A 21,861-nucleotide genomic window follows, 5' to 3' on the forward strand; every position below is an offset into this window, starting at 1 on the left:
TTCATTATGCAACCAGTTTGTCGTTGTATTTTTTTAACCTAAATAGAGTGTGGTATGGCTGAATCAGCATCATTAGATAACAAATTGAATGCGCAGCCTTCTGCTATGAGTATGTCCACTCTTATCAATAATTTGACATCCCTTCCTGTTGCGCGTCAAGTCGGTATTATTATTGGCTTATCCGCTTCGATTGCGCTGGCGATCGGCATTCTAATGTGGTCGCAAACTACCAGTTACACTTTGTTATTTGGCAACATGGAGCCTGTTGAACTGAATGAAGTGGTTCAGATATTAGATGCGCAAAATGTTAAATACGAATTAGATTCTAATACCGGCTCGATTATGGTGCCGACCGATCAGGTTCATCCGCTTAGACTTCAACTGGCTTCAGAAGGCTACCCGAAGCAAGCTGAAACAGGTTATCAACTGCTCGATCGTGAGCAAGGTTTTGGCATCTCTCAGTTCCGTGAAACCACCCAATATCATCGTGCGCTTGAAGGGGAGTTAGCTAAGTCGGTGGCTTCAATCAACTCGGTTGAATCGGCTCGAGTCATGTTGGGTATGCCTAAGCGTTCGGTGTTTGTTAGAAAACAAGAGGAAGCTAGCGCTTCAGTAGTTATTAAATTGCGCTCCGGTCGAACGCTGGACGAGCCAGCTGTATCGGCTATCGTTCATTTGGTTGCTGCAAGTGTACCTAATCTCAATCCAAAAAATGTAACCGTCGTTGATCAGTTGGGTAACTTGTTGTCGAATGATAGTAGTCCAACTAATATGCAAATGAGCATGAAGCAGCTGGACTACACGCGTTCAGTAGAAGAAACTTTGTCCAAGCGAGTAGTTAATTTAATTGCCCCGATTGTGGGCGGTGCAAATAAAGTAAGAGCCCAAGTAACAGCAGAGCTCGACTTTACTCAGCAAGAACAAACCCGAGAAAATTACGACCCGGATCCGGCCGCGATTCGTTCTGAGCAAGAAATCCGTGAGATTAACCGTAACGAAGGTCCTACCGGTATTCCAGGTGCTTTGACGAATCAACCTCCTAGAGCAGGTATCGCGCCAGAGGAAGGTTATACTGGCGCTCAAAATGACCCAAATCTAAAAAACCTATCCGAACGCAGTACTCGCAACTACGAAATTGATCGCACAATAAGCCATATCAAAAATTCAGTCGGCAATATTCGCCGTTTATCCGTGGCCGTAGTGCTGGATGATAAGTGGGTAGTAACGGATGATGGTATGGAGCGTCAACCTTTAACAGAAGCGGAGCTACAAAGTTATCGGCGCTTAATTACAGATACGGTAGGCTTGGATGAGACTCGAGGTGATACTTTAAGTCTCGTTAATGCATCATTTGTAGAGCCGGAAGATGACTTCTTTGAAGCCACACCAATTTGGCAGGAGGCTTGGTTCTGGGACATTATGAAGCAAGTGCTGGCGGCCTTGGCTCTATTTATTATTGTATTCGGTGTGATTCGCCCTATGTTAAGAGACCTATCACGTAAAGAAGAAACTTACTTAGATTATCCAGATGAAGTGCCGGAAGAGGACGTTGAAGAAATTCGCGATGCGGATGAAATTGCAAATGCTTTGGATAAGATGAACAAAGAATTGGAAGAGAAAGTTGCACAAGATAACGAGTCTAACTCAGAAGAGGCTGATGTGTTTGAACGTGTTAAAACAATGGCAACCAATGATCCTAAGTTAGCGTCAATGATCATTAAACAGTGGATGCAGGGGAAGTAATGGCTGAGTCGAGAATTGAAGAGATTGACGGTTCCAGTGATCTTAAGGGGATGGATAAAGCCGCTATTTTGTTGCTGGCTTTAGGCAAAGAAACAGCCGCTTCAATTTTGAAACATCTTAACCCGCGTGAAGTTCAGCAATTGGGCACGGCGATGACGAGTGTCGAAAATGTGACACATGAGCATGTTCATCAAGTTATGAAGTCTTTCGTAGACCTAGTTGGTGATGACGCACTGGGTGTGGATGCCAATGAGTACGCTCAAAGCTTAATGACCGACGCGCTTGGAGATGGCGGCGGCTATTTAATGGATGCGGCCTTGTTTGGCGATCAGGTTAAAGGGCTTGAAGCTCTAAAATGGATGCACCCCACTACGATTGCGAATATGCTGCGTAATGAGCACCCTCAGGTTATTGCTATTGTTTTATCTTATTTTGATTCTGACCAAGCTGCAGAAGTATTGCGTGGCATTCCTGCACGCTTCCAAGCCGAAGTTATCTATCGTATTGCGACCTTAACTACGATTCAGCCGAGAGCCTTATTTGATTTGAATGATGTGCTTGAATCGGCCTCACGTGATGGTGAAGGCGGTAAATTAGCGTCTATTGGCGGAGATAAGCGTGCGGCGGAAATTTTAAACTATGTTGGTAGTGGCTTAGATGGCAAGATTTTGGATGAAATTGCGGTAGAACATGAAGATGTCAGTAAGGCGATCCAAGACAAAATGTTCGTATTCGACGATATTATCGGCATTGATGACCGCGGCGTTCAAACCATATTGGCTGACGTCGCTAATGATGTGTTAGTAATCGCACTGAAAGGCGCTGAGGCGACCCTTAAAGATAAGTTCCTGAATAATATGTCAAAACGTCAAGCCGATATCATGCGCGATGATCTGGAAACGGGTGGGCCAGTTAAACTAAGCGATGTAGAAGAAGCACAGCGAACTATTATCCAAACCGTTCGTCGCTTGTCTGACGAAGGCAAGGTTATGATGCCAGGTGGGACAGAGGAGTTTGTCTAGTCCATGGCTAGCGATGATCAGCGTCATCCCGATTCAGTCCATGACGAGGCCGAATTGACCCGTCTTGTGAGGGCGGAAGAGGTTAAAAATCCAGAAGTTCATGCTTGGCAGTTTATCAATCTCGAACAAGACGAAGTCCGAAAAGAGCAGTTAGTTCGCTCCGAAGTGTATGAACGCATACAGCGTGAATTAGAACCACAAATATCTAAGCAAACCGCCATCCTAAAACGAGAAGCTTTTGAAGAAGCGAAGCAGGCTGGTTTTGAAGAAGGTTATCAAGCAGGATTTGAAACCGGTCAATCTCAAGGGATTGAAAAGGCCGAGCAGTCTGCTAAAGCTGAAATCACACCAAAAGTTCAACGTTTAGAATCCATTTTGACCGATCTTACACAGCCACAAGAGTTATTAACTGAAAAAGTTTTTCAGCAATTGGCGGAGCTTGCCATTAAATTGGCGGAACGTATGGTGGAAGAGACACTAGATTTAGATAAACAGCGTATTACACAGTTTGTTGAACAGGCGGTGGCCTTAATGCCAGAAGGCGATGCGCAAATTGAAGTTGATTTGCACCCTGATGACCTCAGTATGGTGACCTATTATCAGCAACAAACTGAACAAAGTTGGCTGCTGAAACCGAATAAAAATATCAAACCTGGCACTTGTCGAGTTAAAAAGTTAAATTCGGTTGTGAGTCATAATTGGCATACTCGATTGGATACGTTGTTGTCAGATACCCAGCGACTGGTTAACTCGATGGTTTCACAGCCTGATGATGCCGTAGACTCGGTTGGTGATGCCAAACCATCAACAAACGACACGACCACCGTCTAGTCATGAGTTTCTCTAGCTTTTTAAACCAACAAATTGAATCCCAGTTAGGTTATTTGGAAACAAACTTACCTCAACCACCAGGCCTGGTGGTTGAGGGGCGTTTAGTGCGCATGGTTGGCATGACGCTGGAGGTTGTAGGTACTTATGCTCCAATTGGCTCTCGTTGTCTAATTATGCATGATAATGCCGAGCCGGTAACCGCTGAAGTCGTTGGGTTTCATGATGATCGTTTATTTCTAATGCCGGTTGGCGAAACACATGGTTTAGCCCCTAATGCAAGGGTTATACCTATAAAAGGCGGGGTTAAAGTTCCGGTAGGTATCGGCATGTTGGGGCGAGTTATTGACGGGCGTGGTCAACCTTTAGATGGCAAGGGCGCGTTAGCCACTGATAGTTATGCCGATTTATCTGGACAACGAATTAATCCTCTTCACCGTCACCCAATTGAACGGCCACTCGATGTCGGTGTGAAGGCAATTAATGCGCTTTTAACCCTTGGGATGGGTCAGCGTATTGGATTGATGGCTGGCACCGGGGTGGGTAAAAGTGTATTGCTTGGCATGATGACCAAGTTCACTAATGCTGATGTTGTTGTGGTGGGGTTGATTGGTGAGCGTGGTCGTGAGGTGAATGATTTTGTACGCCATAACCTGGGTGAGGAGGGGTTAAAACGCGCGGTGGTGGTCGCGACGCCCGCCGATGATCCACCTTTAATGCGCTTGCACGGCGCCATGTTAGCGACCGCCATTGCCGAACACTTTCGTGATAAAGGTTTGAATGTTTTGTTGTTAATGGACTCCTTGACGCGTTTTGCACAAGCGCAGCGCGAAATTGCATTAGCGATTGGAGAGCCACCTGCCAGTAAAGGGTATCCGCCTTCGGTGTTTGCGAAATTACCACAATTAGTTGAACGAGCCGGTAATGGCCGTCGCGAAAGCGGCTCGATTACGGCTATTTATACCGTACTGGCGGAAGGTGATGATCAATCTGATCCAGTGGTGGATTCGGCGCGTGGTGTGTTGGATGGTCATATTGTATTGTCACGCTCAATTGCCGACTCAGGGCGTTATCCAGCTATTGATATTGAATCCTCGATCAGTCGTGTCATGATTGAGATTGTTTCGAAAGATCAATACAGTCATGCCCAGACCTTTAAGAAGATCTATTCAATTTATCAGCAAAATCAGGATTTAATTAGTGTGGGTGCGTATCGAAAAGGGTCAAACCCTGAAATTGATCTTGCGATTCAAAAACATAGCGCGTTAAATAACTTTTTAAGTCAGTCGATAGATGAACGATTTGATTTTGCAAAAAGTTTGCATGCGTTAAGCAAAACCCTCTCTTAAAACTTAAGGTTTGTTATGTCACGCTCTAAGCGAATGCAAGTGATTGCGGATTTGGCTGAAGAAGAAATGGCCACAGCGCATGCGACTCTTAAAGAAGTGACCAATCAGCGGGATTATGTCCAAGTTCAGATGAATGACCTAAAACAATATCTAAACGAGTACGTCATCAAATTAACCACTTCTGGTCAGCAGTTTATGCCGATTCAACTTCAAACTACCCAAGCCTTTATTGAAAAATTAAAAACCGCGATTGAGAATCAGCAGGAACAGCTGGATTCACTGGAAGATATTGTAAAGATGGCGCATGAGCAGTGGACAGAAAAGCGGGTGAGATTTAATGCCCTACAAAAAGTTTGTCAAAAGTTGCAGCGGGATGAAAGGGTGGCGTTAGATCGTGCTGAGCAAAGATTGATGGATGACTTGGCCGCCCAAAAATTCCTTAAATAACTGGAGGTTTAGTTAAGTGTTGGGTTTTAGGCATAGTGTTTGCTTTAGCTCGTTTAGAAGAATTTAATGAGATATGTATTATGCTGAACAACGCACCGGACGCAAAAGCGGCACCATCTATGTTTGGGTTTATTCATCGTGCTGAAACCCCATCTTTGGAGGTATCGGGTCCTGGTTTAAAATCACAGGGCGATTTCTCGATGCAGTTGGGTGCGCTGATGATGGCCGAATATAAAAAAGGCAATTTAGACTTGGCGGCCTTATCCAATCTTAAAAAAGTCGACCCTCAATCTTTACAAGAGTTTGCGGAAGGCCTGTCTTTTGATGTTGACCTTGAGTCCGATGAAAGTATGTTTGAACAGCTTTCAAGTTGGCTGGCTCAGCAAGGTTTAGCCACATCGTTTACCGAGTCCCCTCTGAATGCGAAGTCGTCTGCAGGCGGTGAAAGTGACTCGTTCTCTGAATTGGACGCGTTGGGTAATATGCTTAATTCATCGCTTGATGTTGAATCTCCAGGCCTGGTTGAGCTGTCTGAGGCGGTTGGACAAGTTAATTCTGATGAGTTAACACCTGAGACTTTATCTGAATTTAAAGAGCTGGCTGAAGAGTTGAAAGCTTCAGTTCAAACCATGCTTGAAGCACTAAAAAGTGCCGAAACGACGGAGCAAAAACAGTTAGCGCTGGATGGCTTTAAAGATTCACTACAGAAGTTAATGGCTTTTCTAAAGCAAGAGAAGCCATCAGTTTCATTCGATCTAGATACTGATCAGGGTCATAATTTAATTGCCGAGTTTGAAGCTGAGGCGGCATCAGAAGATTCGTCGTTACTGGCGGATTTTATTCAAAAGCATTTATTGCCACGCGCTCAAAAGTTAGTCGATAACTTGTCGGCTGATCAGGTCAATCTTGCCGCCTCAAACTCTGGTGAGTTGGAGTTCAGTGATATGAGTGCGCTTCATACATTGGAGGAATTGACGGTACTTTTGTCCTCTGAGAGTTTGCAGATACCCAATCAGCTGAATGATGATTTGGTGCATATCAAACCCATGGCTAAGGCTGAGGGTAATAAAGAGTTAATCAACCCTGATTTAGATATGAATACTGCTGAAAATGAAGACAGCATTAACTCGATTCTAAACCAGGCTATAGCTTTTACTCCTGCTAGTACTCAAGCAACCCAGCAAGCTGCGCCGCAAGGTTTAACAGGAATGGTGCAAGCCGCAGTTAATCGTCAGGCTCAGCCCGCTAGCCCCAGCGCGTTAGCAGATAAAGCTCAGGTTCAAGCGGCGACAAGTGATTTAACCTCTAAGCCTTTGCAAGATACTCAGGCGCCGGTACAGACGGTTCAACAGCAGTTAAGCCAATCCAACTTGCAGCAACAGGCGATGAATTTAAATTTAAGAGATCAATTGGCGCAACAGCAGCAAGAAACCTTAAAGGCCTCGGACATTAAGTATAAAGCGGCAGATGCGGAAGGTGAACTTGAGTTACTGGGTGTGCAGGCAGCCGGAGCCGAGCGGAAATCGAATGCACCAGCCTTGGCCTCGATTGCCTACCCTCTGCGTCATCCCCAGTGGGCGCAGTCAGTTGGTAAGCGGATTGTCTTTATGGCGAATCAGCAGATGCAACAAGCTCAAATTAGCCTTAACCCAGATAAACTTGGGCCTATTCAATTGAGGTTGCAGTTAGATCGAGATCAAATGGTGACGGTATCTATGACCGCACAACACGGCGCGACACGTGAGGCTTTGGAGGCCGCGATACCTCGATTAAAAGAAATGTTGGAAGAGGCTGGTATCCGTTTCGATGAGGTTAAAGTTGAAGACGAAGAGGTCTTTGAGCAATCAAGCCAAAGCCAAACAGGCGAGTCAGATAGAGTGAAAGCAGCAGGTAGCTCAGGTTCCGGAGACGAGGATGATGCTGAGTCGCCCTTATCCAAAAAACAAACTGATAATATGATCGATTTTTATGCTTAGGAGTAGACGAATGAAAGCCGTTAGCAATGGACTGTTTTTGGGAGGGCTTAGTTTGCCCGCAATCAGCATGGCGAGTACTGAAGTTACAACTGGCTCTATGATTGGTTTTGTGGCGGTCGCGGTGGGTGTGACCGCTGTAATCGTTAGTGCATTGGTCTACTTATTGTGGTGTAATAAGGCGGGCGTATGTGAGCAGTCAGAGCTAGTTGATGAATTAACACAAGTGGGTCATGATGATCGTTTTGATCAGGTTTTGAAAGCTCCAAATACGAACCCTAAATTATTAAAAGCATTGAATCAACTACTTGAGCAAGCTCAGGAAAAATTAGATCAGCGTTCGAAAGAAGTGACTAACTATCAATCTGAAATTGAAAGCTTGCAGCAACAGGTAAATAGCTTGAATTCGGCCTTAACCAATGCTCAGCAAGAAACAGAAGAAGCACGTGCTTCAGCGGATACAGGTTTTGATGTGAGTGAGTTATTTGAGCTCTCTGAGCAGGTTGAAAAAGCGGTAGAACGTATGAGTCATGGCTCTGTCTCGGGTATGTCTTCTGCTGAAAATGTTATAACCGAGGTTAGCGGTTTAACTGAAGAAGTAACTCGTGCAACCGAAGTGATTAAGCAACTTGAGTCCGACAGTAGTAATATCGGTACGGTTTTAGTCTTAATTAGAGACATTGCAGAACAGACGAATTTATTAGCACTGAATGCCGCAATTGAAGCGGCTCGTGCGGGTGAGCATGGTCGAGGCTTTGCGGTAGTGGCCGATGAGGTTAGAATATTAGCAGGTAAGACCCAGCAGGCCACAACCGAAATACAAACCATTATAGAAGAATTACAAAAACGGGCTCGAAATGCGGTTCAGGTAATGGAACATGGACAAGAACGGGTAGAGAATACGCAAACACAAGCTGGAAAAGTGAGTGATTTTTTAAATGATATTGCCGCTAGTTTGAATCAATTAAAGTCAGCTCAAGACGCTTTGACGAATGTTATTAAACACTAATAACACAAAACCAGTTATCAAACTTGGTTTTGGTATATGAGATGGGTGTCTTAGTCTTATAGTTTTATGAAAAGGGTAAATATACAGTGAAGGCGATTGTCGGAACCTTAATAGTAATGGGTTGCTTTTTAGGCGGCTACGTCCCCCATGGAAGCTTGAGCATACTTTTTCAGCCATTAGAAATGCTCATCATTTTTGGTTGCGCGCTGGGGGCTTATATTATTGGTAATCCTGGCTGGATTATTAAGGGCGGCTTTGCCGGTGCGCTGGCTTTAGCAAAACCTTCCAGCTTTAACAAGCAGCTCTATATGGACTTATTAGGTTTAATGTTCCGTATTTTCAATAAGGCGCGTCGTGAAGGCTTAATGGCCATTGAAGCAGATGTGGAAGAACCTCATGAAAGCGATATTTTTAATGCGTATCCTAAAATTGTAAAAGACCATCATGTGGTCGATTTTATATGTGATTATTTGCGATTAATGATTAGTGGTGCCAGCAATCCATATCAGCTTGAAGACTTAATGATACTGGAGCTAGATGTGCATCATCATGAAGCCATGGCGCCTTCAGAGGCCGTTGGGAAAGTAGCTGAAGCTTTGCCTGGTTTTGGTATCGTGGCAGCCGTGTTAGGTATTATCGTAACCATGAGTTATTTGGATGCAGGTCCAATGGAGATCGCTCATCACATGTCGGTCGCGCTTGTCGGAACCTTTCTAGGTATTTTGGCGGCTTATGGTTTTGTCGGACCAATCGCTTCAGATATGGGGAATCGAGCTCACGAATCTAGTGCTTTTTTTACTACAATCAAAACCTGCTTAATGGCTAATCTAAACGGTTATGCGCCGCAAATTGCGATTGAGTTTGGACGCAAATCAATTCCTGGTAAGTTACGCCCGACTTTTAATGAAGTGGATGAATACTTGCAAACTCAAAAATAATGACCAATGACAAAATAGCATGAGTGACGAACAGTCCATAATTATTAAACGAGTCAATAAGTGCCCCCATGTTGCTCATGGTGGTGCTTGGAAAGTCGCATTTGCAGATTTTATGACTGCGGCGATGGCCTTCTTTTTGATGTTGTGGATTTTGGGTGGAACTAGTGATTCAGAGCTCAAGTCCATGGCTGAGTACTTTCGCGACCCTACTGTCATTGAGGCGTCTCCGGAAATTTTAATTCAATCTGAACGCGCCGGCCAAGCTACCGATTCGGTAATCGATATGGGTGGGTTTAAAGACGCCCCTCGTGGCGACAAGAATGATGAGATTAATGAGCAAGAGCGTCAGCAAGAGCGTGAAGAAATGCAGCAGCTGAAGCAAGAGTTGGAGCAGCGTATTGAAGCATCACCAGTATTGCAAGAATTTAAAGAGCAACTCAAGCTCGATATTACACCAAACGGCTTACAGGTTCAGGTGCTAGATGATCGGCGGCGTCCGATGTTTGATGCGGGTGTCGATGCACCGCGAGCTTATGCTCAAACGATCATTAGAGAGTTAGGCATGGTGTTGGGTAAAAGTTCCAGTAAAATTAGTGTGGCTGGCCATACCGATTCGTCAAGTTATGGCGCAAATGCTGAATATACTAACTGGGAATTGTCAGCAGATCGTGCAAATGCGGCTCGCCGATTAATTTTGCAGGGCGGTGTGGGAGCTGACAGAATTGTACAGGTTGTAGGTCTTTCTGATACCGTCCCATTTGACAAGGAAAACCCGTATAATCCACGCAATCGTCGGATCAGTATTGTGGTACTAAATCAAGACGCGATTGCGCGTATTCGCTCACTCAGTGATGCCCCTGTTGTTGATTCAGCTGGCAGCCAATTACAAAACACCCTATGATTTTGGTGTTACAATTTTCAATTAAATCATAATTTAGGATTACAGACATGGCGGAAGAAGTCCAACCGGAAAAGAAAAGTAGCAAAGGTTTAATTATTGCATTAAGTGTGGTGGTTTTATTGTTGGCTATTGGTATGGGTGTAATGGCGACGATGCTTATGGGGTCAGGCGGAAACGGAGCTGCAGCTGAACAAGCGGTAGCCGAATCTACCTCTCCTTATAAAGAATATCCTGCTCCACCTGCAGGTACTCCGCCGTCTTACTTTGAAATGAAGTTTGTTGTGAACTTTAAAGGTGAAGGTAGGGCCCGCTTTTTAGCAGTTGATTTGAAGTTTATGTCACGCCACCCTGAGTTAATTGAAGACATGGAACACATTCGTCCAGTTTTGCAAAATGATCTGCAAATGTTATTACGTAACCAAACATATACTGAGTTGAGTCAAGATAACGGTCAAGAATTACTGCGTCAACGCATTTTAGAAATTGGACGTGCGGCGGCTGAAAGTAACGGTTTAAACCCTGAATATGTGCAAAATGTGTTTTTAACCCGTTTTGTCATGCAGTAAGGAATGTTAGATGGATGATATCCTAAGTCAAGATGAGGTTGATGCGCTCCTCCGCGGTATGGGGGATGGGGATGTAGAGACTGAAAGCGATGAGACATCTGATGGCTCAGCTAAAGTCTATGACTTTACTAACCAAGAGCGTATTATTCGTGGGCGCTTGCCAGCGTTGGATATTATTAACGAACGTTTTGCGAGAGGGTTTCAGCGACATTTTAATGAGATGATCCTAGCAAGTGTCGAAGTGACGGCTGGTGAAGTTAAAATTATTAAAATGATTGATTATCTTCGTAATTTGTTTGTCCCTACTAGTTTAAATATTTATCGCATCAATCCACTCAACGGCATTTCTTTGTTTACATTAGATTCAAAGCTTATTTTTACAGCAGTGGATATCTATTTCGGCGGCACAGGCTTGTTACCCTTCAAAATCGAGGGGCGCGAATATACGCCTGTCGAAATGAGTATGATACGTAGCATTTTGGATATCTCCACCGAAAACATGCGAAAAGCATGGGCGCCAGTGATGGATGTTGAAATTGAGTACATGCACTCTGAAATGAATCCTAAATTTGCTGGGATTGTTGATGCGACTGACATGATTGTGGTGAGTCCAATTAATGTGCGTTTTGAGGGGGTAGAAGGGCGTGTTGATATAGTCATGCCTTACGCCATGCTTGAACCGGTTCGCGATAAGCTTGAAGAGGGTATGCAGAATCTTCAGGGAGAATCCGATAACCGGTGGTCGAAAACTTTGAGAGAAGAGTCAAAAAACATTGAGGTGACCATTACGGCTGCGCTAGCTGAGATAGCGATGGACATGAACGATATTTTAAAAATGGAAACTGGCGATATTATACCTATTGAGATGCCAAAATCTGTGACCCTCCGAGCTGAAGGGATCGCGTTGGCTAGAGGTAAAGTTGGCATTAGTAACGATAAAAAATCTATAAAAATTGAAGAAATTTTGCATCATCCTGCTTATCATGAGCGAATGATCGATAATGTGAAGGACTGGTACAATGAGTGATCAAGATGAACTAGATGCGTGGGGTGACGCCTTAAATGAACAAGCTGAGTCTGAAGCAGATACTGATGATGTAGGTGCGGATGATGATCCTTGGGGTAACGCTCTGAGCGAGCAATCAAAAGCTGAGGCCGCAGAAGGCGCGAAAGCAACCAAAGCGGGTGCGATGGATGCCGCCGCATTTGAAGCGTTAAATGCTGATCGCGGTGATTCTAAAAACAAAGTTGACCTAGATGTAGTGCTCGATATCCCTGTTACTTTGCAGCTCGAAATTGGTCGCGCTAAAGTGTCAATTCGCAACCTGTTGTCTTACACGCAAGGTTCAGTGGTTGAGATGGATAGGTTGGCAGGTGAACCACTAGATTTATTGGTAAATGGTACTTTGATTGCTCATGGTGAAGTCGTGGTGGTGAACGACAAGTTTGGTGTTCGTTTAACCGATGTAATTAGCCCACAAGAACGGATTAAAAAGCTTAAATGACGCGATTTAAATTCTTGCTATCGGCTATTATGGCCGGTTTAATGATATTGATGGGGACGGCTTTAGCGGCCGAAACTGGTACTAGCGGCAACGAAGTTGGTGGTTCATTGATCAGGCCTGGTGATTATTTGGGTCAGATTATGATCTCTTTAATATTAGTGTTAGCGATTATATTTATGGGCGCTTGGTTGGTTAAAAGGTACGGACGTTTTTCAGCGGTAGCTGATGGCCAGCTTCGTGTTTTAGGCATGCTGTCAGTGGGTCAAAAAGAACGTATTATGTTATTACAAATTGGCGCTAAGCAGCTGTTGGTTGGCGTAACGCCTAGTAGAATTACGACACTACACGAACTTGATGAGCCGATCATGATTCAAGAACAAAATTCAACGGGCGATGTTAAGCCCTCTTTTTCACAACGACTTCAAGATGCCTTAAAGCAAAGACATTCTGGTGAAAATAGTTAAATTCTTTCTTTTTCTTTTATTATCCTTCTTGCCCATTTTTGCCCAAGCAATGCCGGGTATTCCTGCCTTCACGGTGGAAACCGATCCACAAGGAAATCAAGATTATAGCTTAACGATCCAAATTTTACTGCTGATGACAGGTTTAACTCTGTTACCAGCGGCACTAATTGCCACTACTTCTTTTTTGCGCATCATTATTGTGTTGGCGTTATTACGTCAAGCTTTAGGTACAATGCAAACACCGTCTGGTCAGGTTTTGATTGGTTTGGCTTTGTTTTTGACCTTGTTTATCATGTCGCCGGTATTAGATCGAATTTACAATACGGCCGTTAGCCCTTATTTAGAAGAACAGATGGATTTTAGAGAAGCGGTAGACCTAGCAGTTGTGCCGATGCATCAATTTATGATTGAGCAGACACGTGAGTCGGATTTGGGTATGTTTGCAGAGATGGCTGATATAACGTTGGTTTCTCCAGAAGAAGTGCCGCTTAGAGTTTTGGTGCCGGCTTTCATGACTAGTGAACTAAAAACGGCGTTCCAAATCGGATTTATGATTTTTATTCCGTTTTTAATTATTGACTTAGTTATAGCGAGTTTACTGATGTCGATGGGGATGATGATGTTGTCTCCGATGATTATTTCTTTACCTTTTAAGTTAATGTTGTTTGTCTTGATTGATGGTTGGGCATTGGTTGTTGGTACATTGGCGAATAGTTTTGTCGTGGTAGGAGGTGCTTAGATGCAACCCGAAACAGTATTAACGCTTGGGCAAAAAATGTTGGAAGTGGTGGTGCTGTTATCCGCGCCGCTTTTAATTCCGGCCTTGTTAGTAGGCTTATTGATTGGTATGTTTCAGGCCGCGACTCAAATTAATGAAATGACCTTAAGCTTTATCCCCAAGTTAGCGATCATTGTGGTGGCTCTGATGATTGCTGGACCATGGATGTTAACCACCATGATTTCCTATACAACTGAGCTATATATGAATATTCCTGCTTTGATTGGTTAATCATGTCTTTTACCTATCAAGAACTTCTTCAATTGATAGGCTTGTACTTCTGGCCGTTTGTGCGTATTGGCGCAATGCTATCAATCATTCCATTGTTTGGCATGCGATCAGTTCCAGTAAGATCGCGCCTGATCCTTACAGTTTTGATCACCATTGCTGTTGCTCCCATGTTGAATCTACCGCCACCAGTTGATCCCTTCACCTGGTTGGGTTTAATGTATATCATGCAACAGATTTTAATTGGCTTGGCCATGGGTGTTATTTTTTTGGTGGTCTTTCAGGCTTTTGTTGTGGCGGGTCATATGATTGCAATGGGGATGGGTTTGGCTTTTGCCTCTATGGTCGATCCCGCCAGTGGCGTTCAGGCGCCGGTTGTTTCACAATATTTTACAATTATAGTAACCTTGCTTTTCCTAGCGTTAAATGGACACCTAATGGTCATCTATGCTGTGGTTGATAGCTTTCATTATTTGCCAGTTGGCGCCGATATGTTAACCACAGAAAGTTTTAAACTGGTGTATGAGTTTGGAAGCTATATGTTTTCGGCAGGGGTACTGGTAGCCTTGCCTGCCATTACAGCGTTATTACTAATTAACATTTCTTTTGGTGTGATTACACGTGCGGCACCGGCTTTAAATATTTTCGCAGTTGGTTTTCCGATTACTTTATTAGCTGGCTTGGTGATGATGATTTATACCACACCTATGATTTTGCCACATTTACAAGAGTTGATGACCCGTGCAATGGAGACTATTCAAATGCTGCAACTGAATTCAGCCTAGGTGTAATACATGGCAGAAAACGACAGTGGTCAAGAAAAAACCGAAGAACCCTCCGAGAAAAAGCTTCGAGAAGCGAGTGAGAAGGGGCAAATTGCGCGCTCAAGAGAGCTCACCACCTTTTTGATGGTGATTTCGGCATCCCTATTTTTGTATTTTTTCGGTGCCGGCATGATTCAGTCATTTGAAGTGATAATGGTCAATGGGCTGAGTTTTGATCGAGATCATGCATTTGATCTCACTAAGATGCTCGAATTGATTATCGCTTTGGTTGTGGAATCAATCATGCTGTTGATGCCCTTTTTTATACTAATGGTATCTGTTGCGATTATTGGTTCTTCGCTTTTAGGTGGCTTTAATTTTAGTGCGCAAGCCATGTCTCCTAAATTTAGCAAGCTTAGTCCTCTTAAGGGGATCAAACGCATGCTGTCGACTCAGGCATTAATGGAGTTATTCAAAGCCTTAGCCAAATTTACCTTAGTGTTAGCGGTTGCAGTTTATTTTTTATGGCATGTATATGAAGATGTTATTGCGATTGGTAGTCAGGCTTTGCATGCGGCTTTAGCCCATTCGGCGAAAATTATTATTGAAGCTTTTATTTTTGTCAGCTTGGCTTTGATTGTGGTGGCCATTGTGGATGTGCCTTTTCAAGTTTGGCAGCATACGACTCAGTTGAAGATGACCAAGCAAGAAGTAAAAGAAGAATATAAGCAACAAGAAGGTAACCCAGAGGTTAAAGGTCGAATTCGCCAAATTCAGCGTGAAATGTCACAACGACGAATGATGCAAAAAGTTCCCGAAGCGGATGTCATTATTACCAACCCAACTCACTTTTCTGTTGCCTTAAAATACGAGCAGGACTCAATGCGGGCTCCAGTTGTTTTAGCCTCTGGAGTCGACTTCATGGCTGCACAAATCAGAACCTTAGCAAAAGAACACAATATTCCAATTATTGAGGCGCCGCCATTGGCGCGAGCTTTGTACTATAATGCTGAGATTGATCAGCCTATACCGGACTCTTTATTTAAAGCCGTGGCGGCGGTATTGGCTTATGTGTTCGGTTTGCGCGATAATAAACGCACAAAACCACTGGATGTCAGTAGTCTTGATATACCCAATGATCTTAAAACCGAGCCCTAACTAACGGAACATAATGAATATTCAACAAATCTTTCAACAAGCTAAGAAATGGCTAAAAAGTGGGCTTGGAGCACCAATCTTGATTCTAGCCTTGTTGGCTATGATCACAATTCCGTTGCCTCCGCTTTTGTTGGATGTTTTCTTTACTTTTAATATCGTGATTTCGTTGGTTGTTTTGATGGTGACGGTATACGCTAAGCGTGTTCTGGATTTTGCTGTATTTCCGACTGTCATTTTGATTGCAACTCTGTTTCGTTTATCGCTCAATATCGCCTCCACACGTGTGATTTTGCTAGAAGGGCATAACGGTGGCGATGCCGCCGGTAAGGTAATTGAAGCCTTTGGTGAGTTTGTTATTGGTGGCAACTATGCTGTTGGTATCATTATTTTTGCGATTTTGGTTATTATTAATTTTGTGGTCGTAACAAAGGGCGCTGGTCGCGTTGCTGAAGTCAGTGCACGATTTACATTGGATTCGATGCCCGGTAAGCAAATGGCGATCGATGCCGACTTAAATGCGGGTTTGATTACGCAAGAAGAAGCTCAAGAACGTCGTCAAGAAATTACTATGGAAGCTGATTTTTATGGCTCCATGGATGGTGCCAGTAAGTTTGTGCGTGGCGATGCAATTGCCGGGATTATTATTTTGGTGATTAATATTATTGGCGGGTTTGCGATTGGCGTTGGTCAGCATGGTTTAAGTTTTGGTGAAGCTGTTGAGGTTTATACATTATTAACCATTGGTGATGGTTTGGTTGCTCAAATACCAGCGTTACTTTTATCGACTGCAACCGCGATTATTGTTACCCGTGTTTCTGGTGATAAAGAAGATATGGGTGAGCAGCTTGAAGCGCAAATGTTTTCTAGCCCACAAGCGCTAGGTGTGACCGCTGGTATTGTCGGAGCCATGGGTCTCATTCCCGGAATGCCCAATGTTGCCTTCCTGTCCTTTGCAGCCATAGCTGGCATGGGTGCTTATCTCATCTACCTGAATCAACAGAAAAAATTAGCTGTACAGAGCGATCTGATTGAACCAGACTTTGCAGAAGAATCAAAGCCAGCTGAACTGGACTGGGATGATGTGCAAAATGTTGATGTGTTGGGACTAGAGGTGGGTTACCGCTTAATTCCGATGGTGGATCAATCGCAGAATGGGCAGTTGTTAGAACGAATTCGCGGTGTCCGCCGCAAAGTATCTCAAGACTTAGGTTTCTTAGTTTCTCCTGTACATATTCGTGACAACTTGGACTTAAAACCGAACCAGTATAGAATCATGCTCATGGGCGTGCCATCTGGTGAAGGTGAAGTAATGCCGGATCGCGAAATGGCGATCAATCCTGGCAATGTTTATGGTGAAGTGGCCGGAACGCCGACGCAGGACCCGACATTTGGCTTGGAAGCGGTTTGGATTGAGCCTGCAGATCGTGATCAGGCGCAAGCTTTGGGTTACACCGTTGTTGACTCTAGTACAGTCGTCGCTACGCATGTCAGTCAGGTTATTCAAGACTATGCATTTGAGCTATTAGGTTTTGATGAGACCCAGCAACTACTTGATAAATTAAAAGCGACGTCTCCTAAGTTGGTGGACGAGTTAATTCCAGATCAATTATCGCTGGCGGTACTGGTGAAAGTCCTACAAAGCTTACTGGAAGAAAAGGTTTCTATTCGTGACATGCGTACGATCGTTGAAGCTATTTCAGAAAAAGTGGGTCAAACACGCGATCCGAGTCAGCTCATCATGCATGTCCGGGCTGCATTAGGACGTTCAATTATTCAAGATATTGTGGGAATGAACTCAGAGTTGAAAGTCATTACGCTTGAGCCTTCATTAGAGCAATTATTATTGCAGGCTACTCAAGGGGCACCGGATGGTCAGTTAGCGATTGAACCGGGCTTGGCCGAACGTTTGCATGGCACGTTAAAAGAAGAATCGCAAAAAGTTGAAATGGACGGTCAAGCTCCTGTGTTATTGGTGGCGCCTCAGATTCGAGCGCAATTGGCGCGCTTATTTAAATTTAGCTTACCGAGTTTGCATATTTTAGCTTATTCGGAAGTGCCGGAAAACCGGCAGATTAGTGTGGTGGCAAACGTTGGGAATGGTTGAGATGAATCAGGAGTTTCTTAGTGAAAATTAAGCGTTATGTTGCACCAACAATGCGACAGGCTATGGTGAAGGTTCGTGAAGATCAAGGGCTTGAAGCTGTAATTTTGTCTACCCGAACCTTGTCAGAAGGTGTTGAGGTAGTGGCTGCGATTGACCCAGAAGCCATTGAACACTATCAAAAAAGTCAGCACGAACATAAGCATGCCACTTATAAAGCACCACTAGACCAGCATTTTGCAACGCCACCGACTACGCCCAGTGTGCAAGGTTCGGAGCTTGATAGAATGTCGCAAGAGCTTCAAGCCGTGCGTAACCTGCTCGAACAGCAATTATCTGGTTTGGCTTGGGGGCAATCTGAAATTGCACAGCCGAATAAAGTCAGTTTGTTAAAGCGTCTAATGGGGCTAGGGTTAAGTTGGGAGCTTAGTCAACAGTTAGTTAAAGATGTTCAGCAAGATGAAGAGCAGGCCTGGTCCTTCTTATTGCAAGATATTGAAAGTTTAATTCCCAAGCATGAACGCGACATTATTGATGGTGGTGGCATTGTGGCTTTAGTTGGGCCGACAGGTGTAGGTAAAACCACGACCATTGCTAAGATAGCCAGTCGGTTCGTAATGCGTTATGGGGCGAACCAGCTCGCGTTGATTACAACAGACTGTTATAAAATTGGTGCGCAGGAACAATTACGCACCTTCGCAGAACTCATTGGCGTACCGGTTTATGTAGCGAATACTCAAGGTGAATTATATGCGCTCCTCTCTTCGTTAAATATGAAGCGTTTGGTGTTAATAGATACCGCTGGCATGAGTCAGCGTGATTTACAGTTGTCTCAGCAGCTTACATCAGGTCATGCAGGGGCTGGCTCGGTCAGAAATTATCTGGTTTTGTCTGCGGCTACCCAGTTAAATGTGATGCGTGATATTGTTAATTCTTTCGGCCAGGTTGTATTGAAGGGGTGTATTCTGACCAAGGTGGATGAGGCCTTGCAATTGGGCAATGTATTAGTGTGTTGATTGAAACTGAATTGCCTATGGCTTATGTTTCGGTCGGCCAGCGTGTACCAGAAGACTTACAAAAAATGACCGCCACTGAGTTGATTGATCGTGCGATCGTATTGGGCCAGCAGGTTAATAATACCACTGATGACTTGTTATACCGGATCGGTATGGGCAAGGAGATGTCAAATGCGCAATGATCAAGCGGCCGGTCTTCGCGCAATGCGGCGTTCTCCACAAACTTCAAGTGTGAAGGTAGAGAATCAAAAAACTCAACAGAAACCAGTTCGTGTTATCACGGTGGCGAGCGGAAAAGGTGGGGTGGGCAAAACCAATTTATCCGTTAATCTAGCCATTTCGCTTAGCAAACTTGGCGGCCGTGTATTATTGATGGATGCGGATATGAGTCTTGCCAATGTGGATATTATGTTGGGGTTGCAAACTAAATATAACTTGTCTCACGTATTGGACGGCCAAAAAACTTTGCGCGAAGTAATCGTTGATGGGCCTGGCGGTATTAAGATTATTCCGGCGGCTTCTGGGGTAAAACGCATGGCTCAATTAAGTGCTTTAGAGAATGCTGGCATCATTAATGCTTTTGCAGAGTTATCGGATGAATTAGATGTTCTAATTGTGGATACAGCCGCGGGTATTGCCGATAGTGTCGTGAGTTATTGTCGAGCCGCCCAAGAAGTCATTGTTGTGGTTTGTGATGAACCCGCTTCAATAACCGATGCATACGCACTTATAAAGGTGCTAAGCCGAGACTATCAGGTGACCCGTTTTCGCTTAGTCGCTAATATGAGTCGTTCAGCGGCCCATAGTCAGCGTTTATATGAGAAGTTTGCACGCGTATGTGAGCAGTTTTTAAAGGTTCATATAGATTATTTTGGTACGGTACCGTTTGATCAAGCTTTACGTGATGCGGTGCAAAAGCAGGTGCCAGTGACATTAAATCAACCGATGAGCCCATCTGCTAAGGCCTTTAGAGATATGGCCAAAAAACTACAGACTTGGCCTGTGCCAAGTGATGCGACAGGATATTTACAGTTTTTTGTAGAAAATTTGTTTAAACGGAACAGTCATTGACGGAGTCAAAACGGATGAACGGAGCCAGTTTATATAACCAGGTGCAGTCGACGCAAGACGGTCCTTTAGGGGACATTGAGCAATACTTGCCCTTAGTTAAAAAAATTGCCTATCATCTGAAAGGCCGCTTGCCTAGCAGTGTTTTCGTCGAGGACTTAATCCAATCTGGCGTGATTGGATTAATGGAGGCACTCCAAAAATATAATGTAACCCAGGGCGCGAGTTTTGAAACCTATGCTGGTATCCGTATTCGAGGCGCGATGCTGGATGAGATCCGAAAGGGTGATTGGACGCCTCGATCGGTGCATCGCAAGTCACGTGAGGTGAGTGGAGCAATGGCGAGTGTCGAGGCCAGGCTGGGACGCGAAGCTCATGATGGGGAAGTAGCTGAAGAACTAGGGGTTACATTGTATGAATACCATCAAATTCTGATCGATACCTGTAGTGCACAGCTTCTGTCAATTGATGAGCCGGATCATGAAGACTTATCGGAAGATCAACTCGATAGTCATACAAAGTCCCCCTTGGCGGATTTGGCGGACTCAGGATTTAAAGAAGGTTTAACTCAGGCGATCGAACAGTTACCAGAGAAAGAGCGCTTGGTTATGGCACTTTATTATGATGAAGAGCTTAATCTCAAAGAAATTGGTCAAGTATTAGATGTTAGTGAATCACGGGTAAGCCAAATTCACAGTCAAGCCATAAAACGATTACGATCTAGGTTATCAGACTGGATTTAGCGTGCTAAAATAATAAAAAAATTCAGGAAATATGGAATGCAAATCAATCGAGATATGAAAATTTTAGTGGTAGATGATTTTTCTACTATGCGTCGAATCGTTAAAAACCTGTTAAAAGAATTAGGATTTAGTCATTTCGATGAAGCCGATGATGGCTCAACGGCTTGGCCAATGGTGCAAACAGGCAAGTATGACTTTATTGTAAGTGATTGGAATATGCCTCAAATGACGGGGTTGCAGTTGTTAAAAAATGTACGTGCCGATGAAAAGTTAAAGGAAACACCATTTTTGTTAATCACAGCGGAAGCGAAACGCAGTCAAATTTTAGAAGCAGCGCAAGCCGGAGTTGATGGTTATATTGTTAAACCTTTTACCGCAGCCACGCTCAATGCAAAGATTCAAAAAATCTTTGAAAACGTAGCAAAACGCGCTCAGGCCGCCGAGTGATCAATAAAAAAGAGCTTTGGAAACTAAGCTCTTTTTTTATATCTAATCCTTTCTTTCTATTAATCTACGCCATATTGATCAGCCTAATTTAGCTAGCTAATAATGGCCGAGCTTATTACTTTATATTTCGAGGTGTGACGTGTCATTATTAACCCAAATTAGTATTTCTGACGTACAAACATTATTGTCTGATTTGGAGGCGGGTGATCTGATTGCCGCTGGTGCGCAGCTTGATAAATTAACCCAGTTACGAGAGCATGAACTTTATCAAGAGTTAGGCCGAATGACGCGTAATTTGCATGACACATTAAAAGAGCTGGATGATACCGAACTGTTGCAGCAAGTTAAGCATGACTTGCCCGATGTATCTGAGCGTTTAGAATATGTTATGGCTTCCACCGAGGAAGCCAGTGCTAAAACTTTAAGTGCGGCTGAAGACTTGGCAGAGCGTCTTGATCAAGTAAACGAACTTATCGCTACGTTGCCATCTAACCAATCGCAGCCGATAAAGGCTTTGCTGGATGAGGCATCAAGTCAAGTAACGAATATTATGATGGCACAATCCTTTCAGGACTTAACGGGCCAAGTTTTGAATCGCGTTATGATCGTCATGGGGGCGTTTGAACGTAGTTTATTAGAGTTAATTTCTCGATCCGGTCATGATTTATCAACTTTGCCAGAACGCAGCGCGTCTTCAAAACGAGAGGACGAGTTGAAAGGCATAGGCCCCAATGTCACCAAATCCAGTCAACAAGATAACCTTTCCTCCCAAGACGATGTCGATGATTTACTGGGCCAGTTAGGTTTTTAGAC

General features: G+C 44.0%; 24 protein-coding genes. All 24 read left to right on the forward strand.

Annotated features, from left to right (window positions below; all coding sequences use genetic code 11):
• The first annotated feature begins 54 nt into the window (after positions 1-54).
• The 24 genes from fliF (at position 55) to N746_RS0104165 (ending at position 21,859) form a co-directional block, all read left to right on the forward strand.
• Positions 55-1,743 carry a flagellar basal-body MS-ring/collar protein FliF gene (gene fliF / locus N746_RS0104055; protein WP_029934124.1) on the forward strand — a complete coding sequence of 563 codons (1,689 nt, stop codon included), beginning with the start codon at positions 55-57 and terminating at the stop codon, positions 1,741-1,743.
• Entirely contained in the window at positions 1,743-2,765 is a 1,023-nt protein-coding gene (fliG, locus tag N746_RS0104060; RefSeq protein WP_029934126.1) for a flagellar motor switch protein FliG, read from the forward strand. Before fliF ends, fliG begins: the two co-directional genes overlap by 1 nt.
• A 3-nt stretch (positions 2,766-2,768) precedes the next feature.
• Positions 2,769-3,596 carry a FliH/SctL family protein gene (locus N746_RS0104065; protein WP_029934128.1) on the forward strand — a complete coding sequence of 276 codons (828 nt, stop codon included), beginning with the start codon at positions 2,769-2,771 and terminating at the stop codon, positions 3,594-3,596.
• A gap of 2 nt (positions 3,597-3,598) precedes the next feature.
• Positions 3,599-4,942 (forward strand): flagellar protein export ATPase FliI, encoded by a 1,344-nt coding sequence (gene fliI, locus N746_RS0104070; protein WP_029934130.1) that lies wholly within the window; start codon positions 3,599-3,601, stop codon positions 4,940-4,942.
• 15 nt (positions 4,943-4,957) lie between these two features.
• Positions 4,958-5,389, forward strand: coding sequence for a flagellar export protein FliJ (fliJ, locus tag N746_RS0104075; RefSeq protein WP_029934132.1), 432 nt, complete (start codon positions 4,958-4,960; stop codon positions 5,387-5,389).
• 80 nt (positions 5,390-5,469) lie between these two features.
• Positions 5,470-7,365 (forward strand): flagellar hook-length control protein FliK, encoded by a 1,896-nt coding sequence (locus N746_RS10625; protein WP_156018272.1) that lies wholly within the window; start codon positions 5,470-5,472, stop codon positions 7,363-7,365.
• A 10-nt stretch (positions 7,366-7,375) separates the two neighbouring features.
• A complete protein-coding gene (locus N746_RS10940) occupies positions 7,376-8,371 on the forward strand; it encodes a methyl-accepting chemotaxis protein (protein ID WP_029934135.1) in 996 nt (331 codons plus the stop codon).
• 86 nt (positions 8,372-8,457) lie between these two features.
• Positions 8,458-9,309, forward strand: a complete 852-nt coding sequence (gene motA / locus N746_RS0104090) for a flagellar motor stator protein MotA (RefSeq protein ID WP_029934137.1) — start codon at positions 8,458-8,460, stop codon at positions 9,307-9,309.
• A gap of 19 nt (positions 9,310-9,328) precedes the next feature.
• Entirely contained in the window at positions 9,329-10,210 is an 882-nt protein-coding gene (gene motB, locus N746_RS0104095; RefSeq protein WP_029934140.1) for a flagellar motor protein MotB, read from the forward strand.
• Between the two features lie 47 nt (positions 10,211-10,257).
• Complete coding sequence (locus N746_RS0104100; protein ID WP_029934142.1) at positions 10,258-10,776, forward strand: flagellar basal body-associated FliL family protein; 519 nt, start codon at positions 10,258-10,260, stop codon at positions 10,774-10,776.
• A gap of 10 nt (positions 10,777-10,786) precedes the next feature.
• Complete coding sequence (gene fliM / locus N746_RS0104105) at positions 10,787-11,803, forward strand: flagellar motor switch protein FliM (protein WP_038125877.1); 1,017 nt, start codon at positions 10,787-10,789, stop codon at positions 11,801-11,803.
• Positions 11,796-12,281, forward strand: coding sequence for a flagellar motor switch protein FliN (gene fliN / locus N746_RS0104110; protein ID WP_029934150.1), 486 nt, complete (start codon positions 11,796-11,798; stop codon positions 12,279-12,281). The genes fliM and fliN overlap by 8 nt, the downstream gene beginning before the upstream one ends.
• Positions 12,278-12,745, forward strand: coding sequence for a flagellar biosynthetic protein FliO (fliO, locus tag N746_RS0104115; RefSeq protein WP_051678504.1), 468 nt, complete (start codon positions 12,278-12,280; stop codon positions 12,743-12,745). Before fliN ends, fliO begins: the two co-directional genes overlap by 4 nt.
• Positions 12,738-13,484, forward strand: a complete 747-nt coding sequence (gene fliP, locus N746_RS0104120) for a flagellar type III secretion system pore protein FliP (RefSeq protein WP_425426647.1) — start codon at positions 12,738-12,740, stop codon at positions 13,482-13,484. Before fliO ends, fliP begins: the two co-directional genes overlap by 8 nt.
• Positions 13,485-13,754: a flagellar biosynthesis protein FliQ gene (fliQ, locus tag N746_RS0104125; RefSeq protein WP_029934156.1), complete on the forward strand. Its 270-nt coding sequence runs from the start codon at positions 13,485-13,487 to the stop codon at positions 13,752-13,754.
• 2 nt (positions 13,755-13,756) lie between these two features.
• Entirely contained in the window at positions 13,757-14,536 is a 780-nt protein-coding gene (gene fliR / locus N746_RS0104130; RefSeq protein WP_029934158.1) for a flagellar biosynthetic protein FliR, read from the forward strand.
• Between the two features lie 9 nt (positions 14,537-14,545).
• Positions 14,546-15,673: a flagellar biosynthesis protein FlhB gene (gene flhB, locus N746_RS0104135; protein ID WP_029934160.1), complete on the forward strand. Its 1,128-nt coding sequence runs from the start codon at positions 14,546-14,548 to the stop codon at positions 15,671-15,673.
• Between the two features lie 13 nt (positions 15,674-15,686).
• Positions 15,687-17,777, forward strand: coding sequence for a flagellar biosynthesis protein FlhA (gene flhA / locus N746_RS0104140; RefSeq protein ID WP_029934161.1), 2,091 nt, complete (start codon positions 15,687-15,689; stop codon positions 17,775-17,777).
• A 20-nt stretch (positions 17,778-17,797) separates the two neighbouring features.
• Complete coding sequence (flhF, locus tag N746_RS10400; RefSeq protein ID WP_245603334.1) at positions 17,798-18,790, forward strand: flagellar biosynthesis GTPase FlhF; 993 nt, start codon at positions 17,798-17,800, stop codon at positions 18,788-18,790.
• A complete protein-coding gene (locus tag N746_RS10915; protein WP_245603335.1) occupies positions 18,784-18,972 on the forward strand; it encodes a hypothetical protein in 189 nt (62 codons plus the stop codon). Before flhF ends, N746_RS10915 begins: the two co-directional genes overlap by 7 nt.
• Positions 18,962-19,861, forward strand: coding sequence for a MinD/ParA family protein (locus N746_RS0104150; protein WP_081835977.1), 900 nt, complete (start codon positions 18,962-18,964; stop codon positions 19,859-19,861). The genes N746_RS10915 and N746_RS0104150 overlap by 11 nt, the downstream gene beginning before the upstream one ends.
• 14 nt (positions 19,862-19,875) lie before the next feature.
• Positions 19,876-20,601 carry an RNA polymerase sigma factor FliA gene (locus tag N746_RS0104155; protein ID WP_029934163.1) on the forward strand — a complete coding sequence of 242 codons (726 nt, stop codon included), beginning with the start codon at positions 19,876-19,878 and terminating at the stop codon, positions 20,599-20,601.
• A 36-nt stretch (positions 20,602-20,637) separates the two neighbouring features.
• On the forward strand, positions 20,638-21,048 hold the full coding sequence (locus tag N746_RS0104160) for a chemotaxis response regulator CheY (protein ID WP_029934165.1): 411 nt from the start codon (positions 20,638-20,640) through the stop codon (positions 21,046-21,048).
• A gap of 139 nt (positions 21,049-21,187) precedes the next feature.
• Positions 21,188-21,859, forward strand: a complete 672-nt coding sequence (locus N746_RS0104165; protein WP_029934167.1) for a protein phosphatase CheZ — start codon at positions 21,188-21,190, stop codon at positions 21,857-21,859.
• Positions 21,860-21,861 lie beyond the last annotated feature (2 nt).

This window comes from Thiomicrospira pelophila DSM 1534, assembly GCF_000711195.1.
Classification (GTDB): Bacteria; Pseudomonadota; Gammaproteobacteria; order Thiomicrospirales; family Thiomicrospiraceae; genus Thiomicrospira; species Thiomicrospira pelophila.

What these genes read in the sequence shown, in the direction of transcription:
- N746_RS10625 (WP_156018272.1), top strand. Translation starts at nt 5,470, where the DNA reads ATGCTGAACAACGCACCGGACGCAAAAGCGGCACCATCTATGTTTGGG.
- N746_RS0104155 (WP_029934163.1), top strand. Translation starts at nt 19,876, where the DNA reads ATGAACGGAGCCAGTTTATATAACCAGGTGCAGTCGACGCAAGACGGT.
- N746_RS10940 (WP_029934135.1), top strand. Translation starts at nt 7,376, where the DNA reads ATGAAAGCCGTTAGCAATGGACTGTTTTTGGGAGGGCTTAGTTTGCCC.
- fliF (WP_029934124.1), top strand. Translation starts at nt 55, where the DNA reads ATGGCTGAATCAGCATCATTAGATAACAAATTGAATGCGCAGCCTTCT.
- fliI (WP_029934130.1), top strand. Translation starts at nt 3,599, where the DNA reads ATGAGTTTCTCTAGCTTTTTAAACCAACAAATTGAATCCCAGTTAGGT.
- N746_RS0104150 (WP_081835977.1), top strand. Translation starts at nt 18,962, where the DNA reads ATGCGCAATGATCAAGCGGCCGGTCTTCGCGCAATGCGGCGTTCTCCA.
- fliJ (WP_029934132.1), top strand. Translation starts at nt 4,958, where the DNA reads ATGTCACGCTCTAAGCGAATGCAAGTGATTGCGGATTTGGCTGAAGAA.
- flhA (WP_029934161.1), top strand. Translation starts at nt 15,687, where the DNA reads ATGAATATTCAACAAATCTTTCAACAAGCTAAGAAATGGCTAAAAAGT.
- fliQ (WP_029934156.1), top strand. Translation starts at nt 13,485, where the DNA reads ATGCAACCCGAAACAGTATTAACGCTTGGGCAAAAAATGTTGGAAGTG.
- fliN (WP_029934150.1), top strand. Translation starts at nt 11,796, where the DNA reads ATGAGTGATCAAGATGAACTAGATGCGTGGGGTGACGCCTTAAATGAA.
- fliG (WP_029934126.1), top strand. Translation starts at nt 1,743, where the DNA reads ATGGCTGAGTCGAGAATTGAAGAGATTGACGGTTCCAGTGATCTTAAG.
- N746_RS0104100 (WP_029934142.1), top strand. Translation starts at nt 10,258, where the DNA reads ATGGCGGAAGAAGTCCAACCGGAAAAGAAAAGTAGCAAAGGTTTAATT.
- N746_RS0104065 (WP_029934128.1), top strand. Translation starts at nt 2,769, where the DNA reads ATGGCTAGCGATGATCAGCGTCATCCCGATTCAGTCCATGACGAGGCC.
- fliO (WP_051678504.1), top strand. Translation starts at nt 12,278, where the DNA reads ATGACGCGATTTAAATTCTTGCTATCGGCTATTATGGCCGGTTTAATG.
- fliM (WP_038125877.1), top strand. Translation starts at nt 10,787, where the DNA reads ATGGATGATATCCTAAGTCAAGATGAGGTTGATGCGCTCCTCCGCGGT.
- N746_RS0104160 (WP_029934165.1), top strand. Translation starts at nt 20,638, where the DNA reads ATGCAAATCAATCGAGATATGAAAATTTTAGTGGTAGATGATTTTTCT.
- flhB (WP_029934160.1), top strand. Translation starts at nt 14,546, where the DNA reads ATGGCAGAAAACGACAGTGGTCAAGAAAAAACCGAAGAACCCTCCGAG.
- motB (WP_029934140.1), top strand. Translation starts at nt 9,329, where the DNA reads ATGAGTGACGAACAGTCCATAATTATTAAACGAGTCAATAAGTGCCCC.
- fliR (WP_029934158.1), top strand. Translation starts at nt 13,757, where the DNA reads ATGTCTTTTACCTATCAAGAACTTCTTCAATTGATAGGCTTGTACTTC.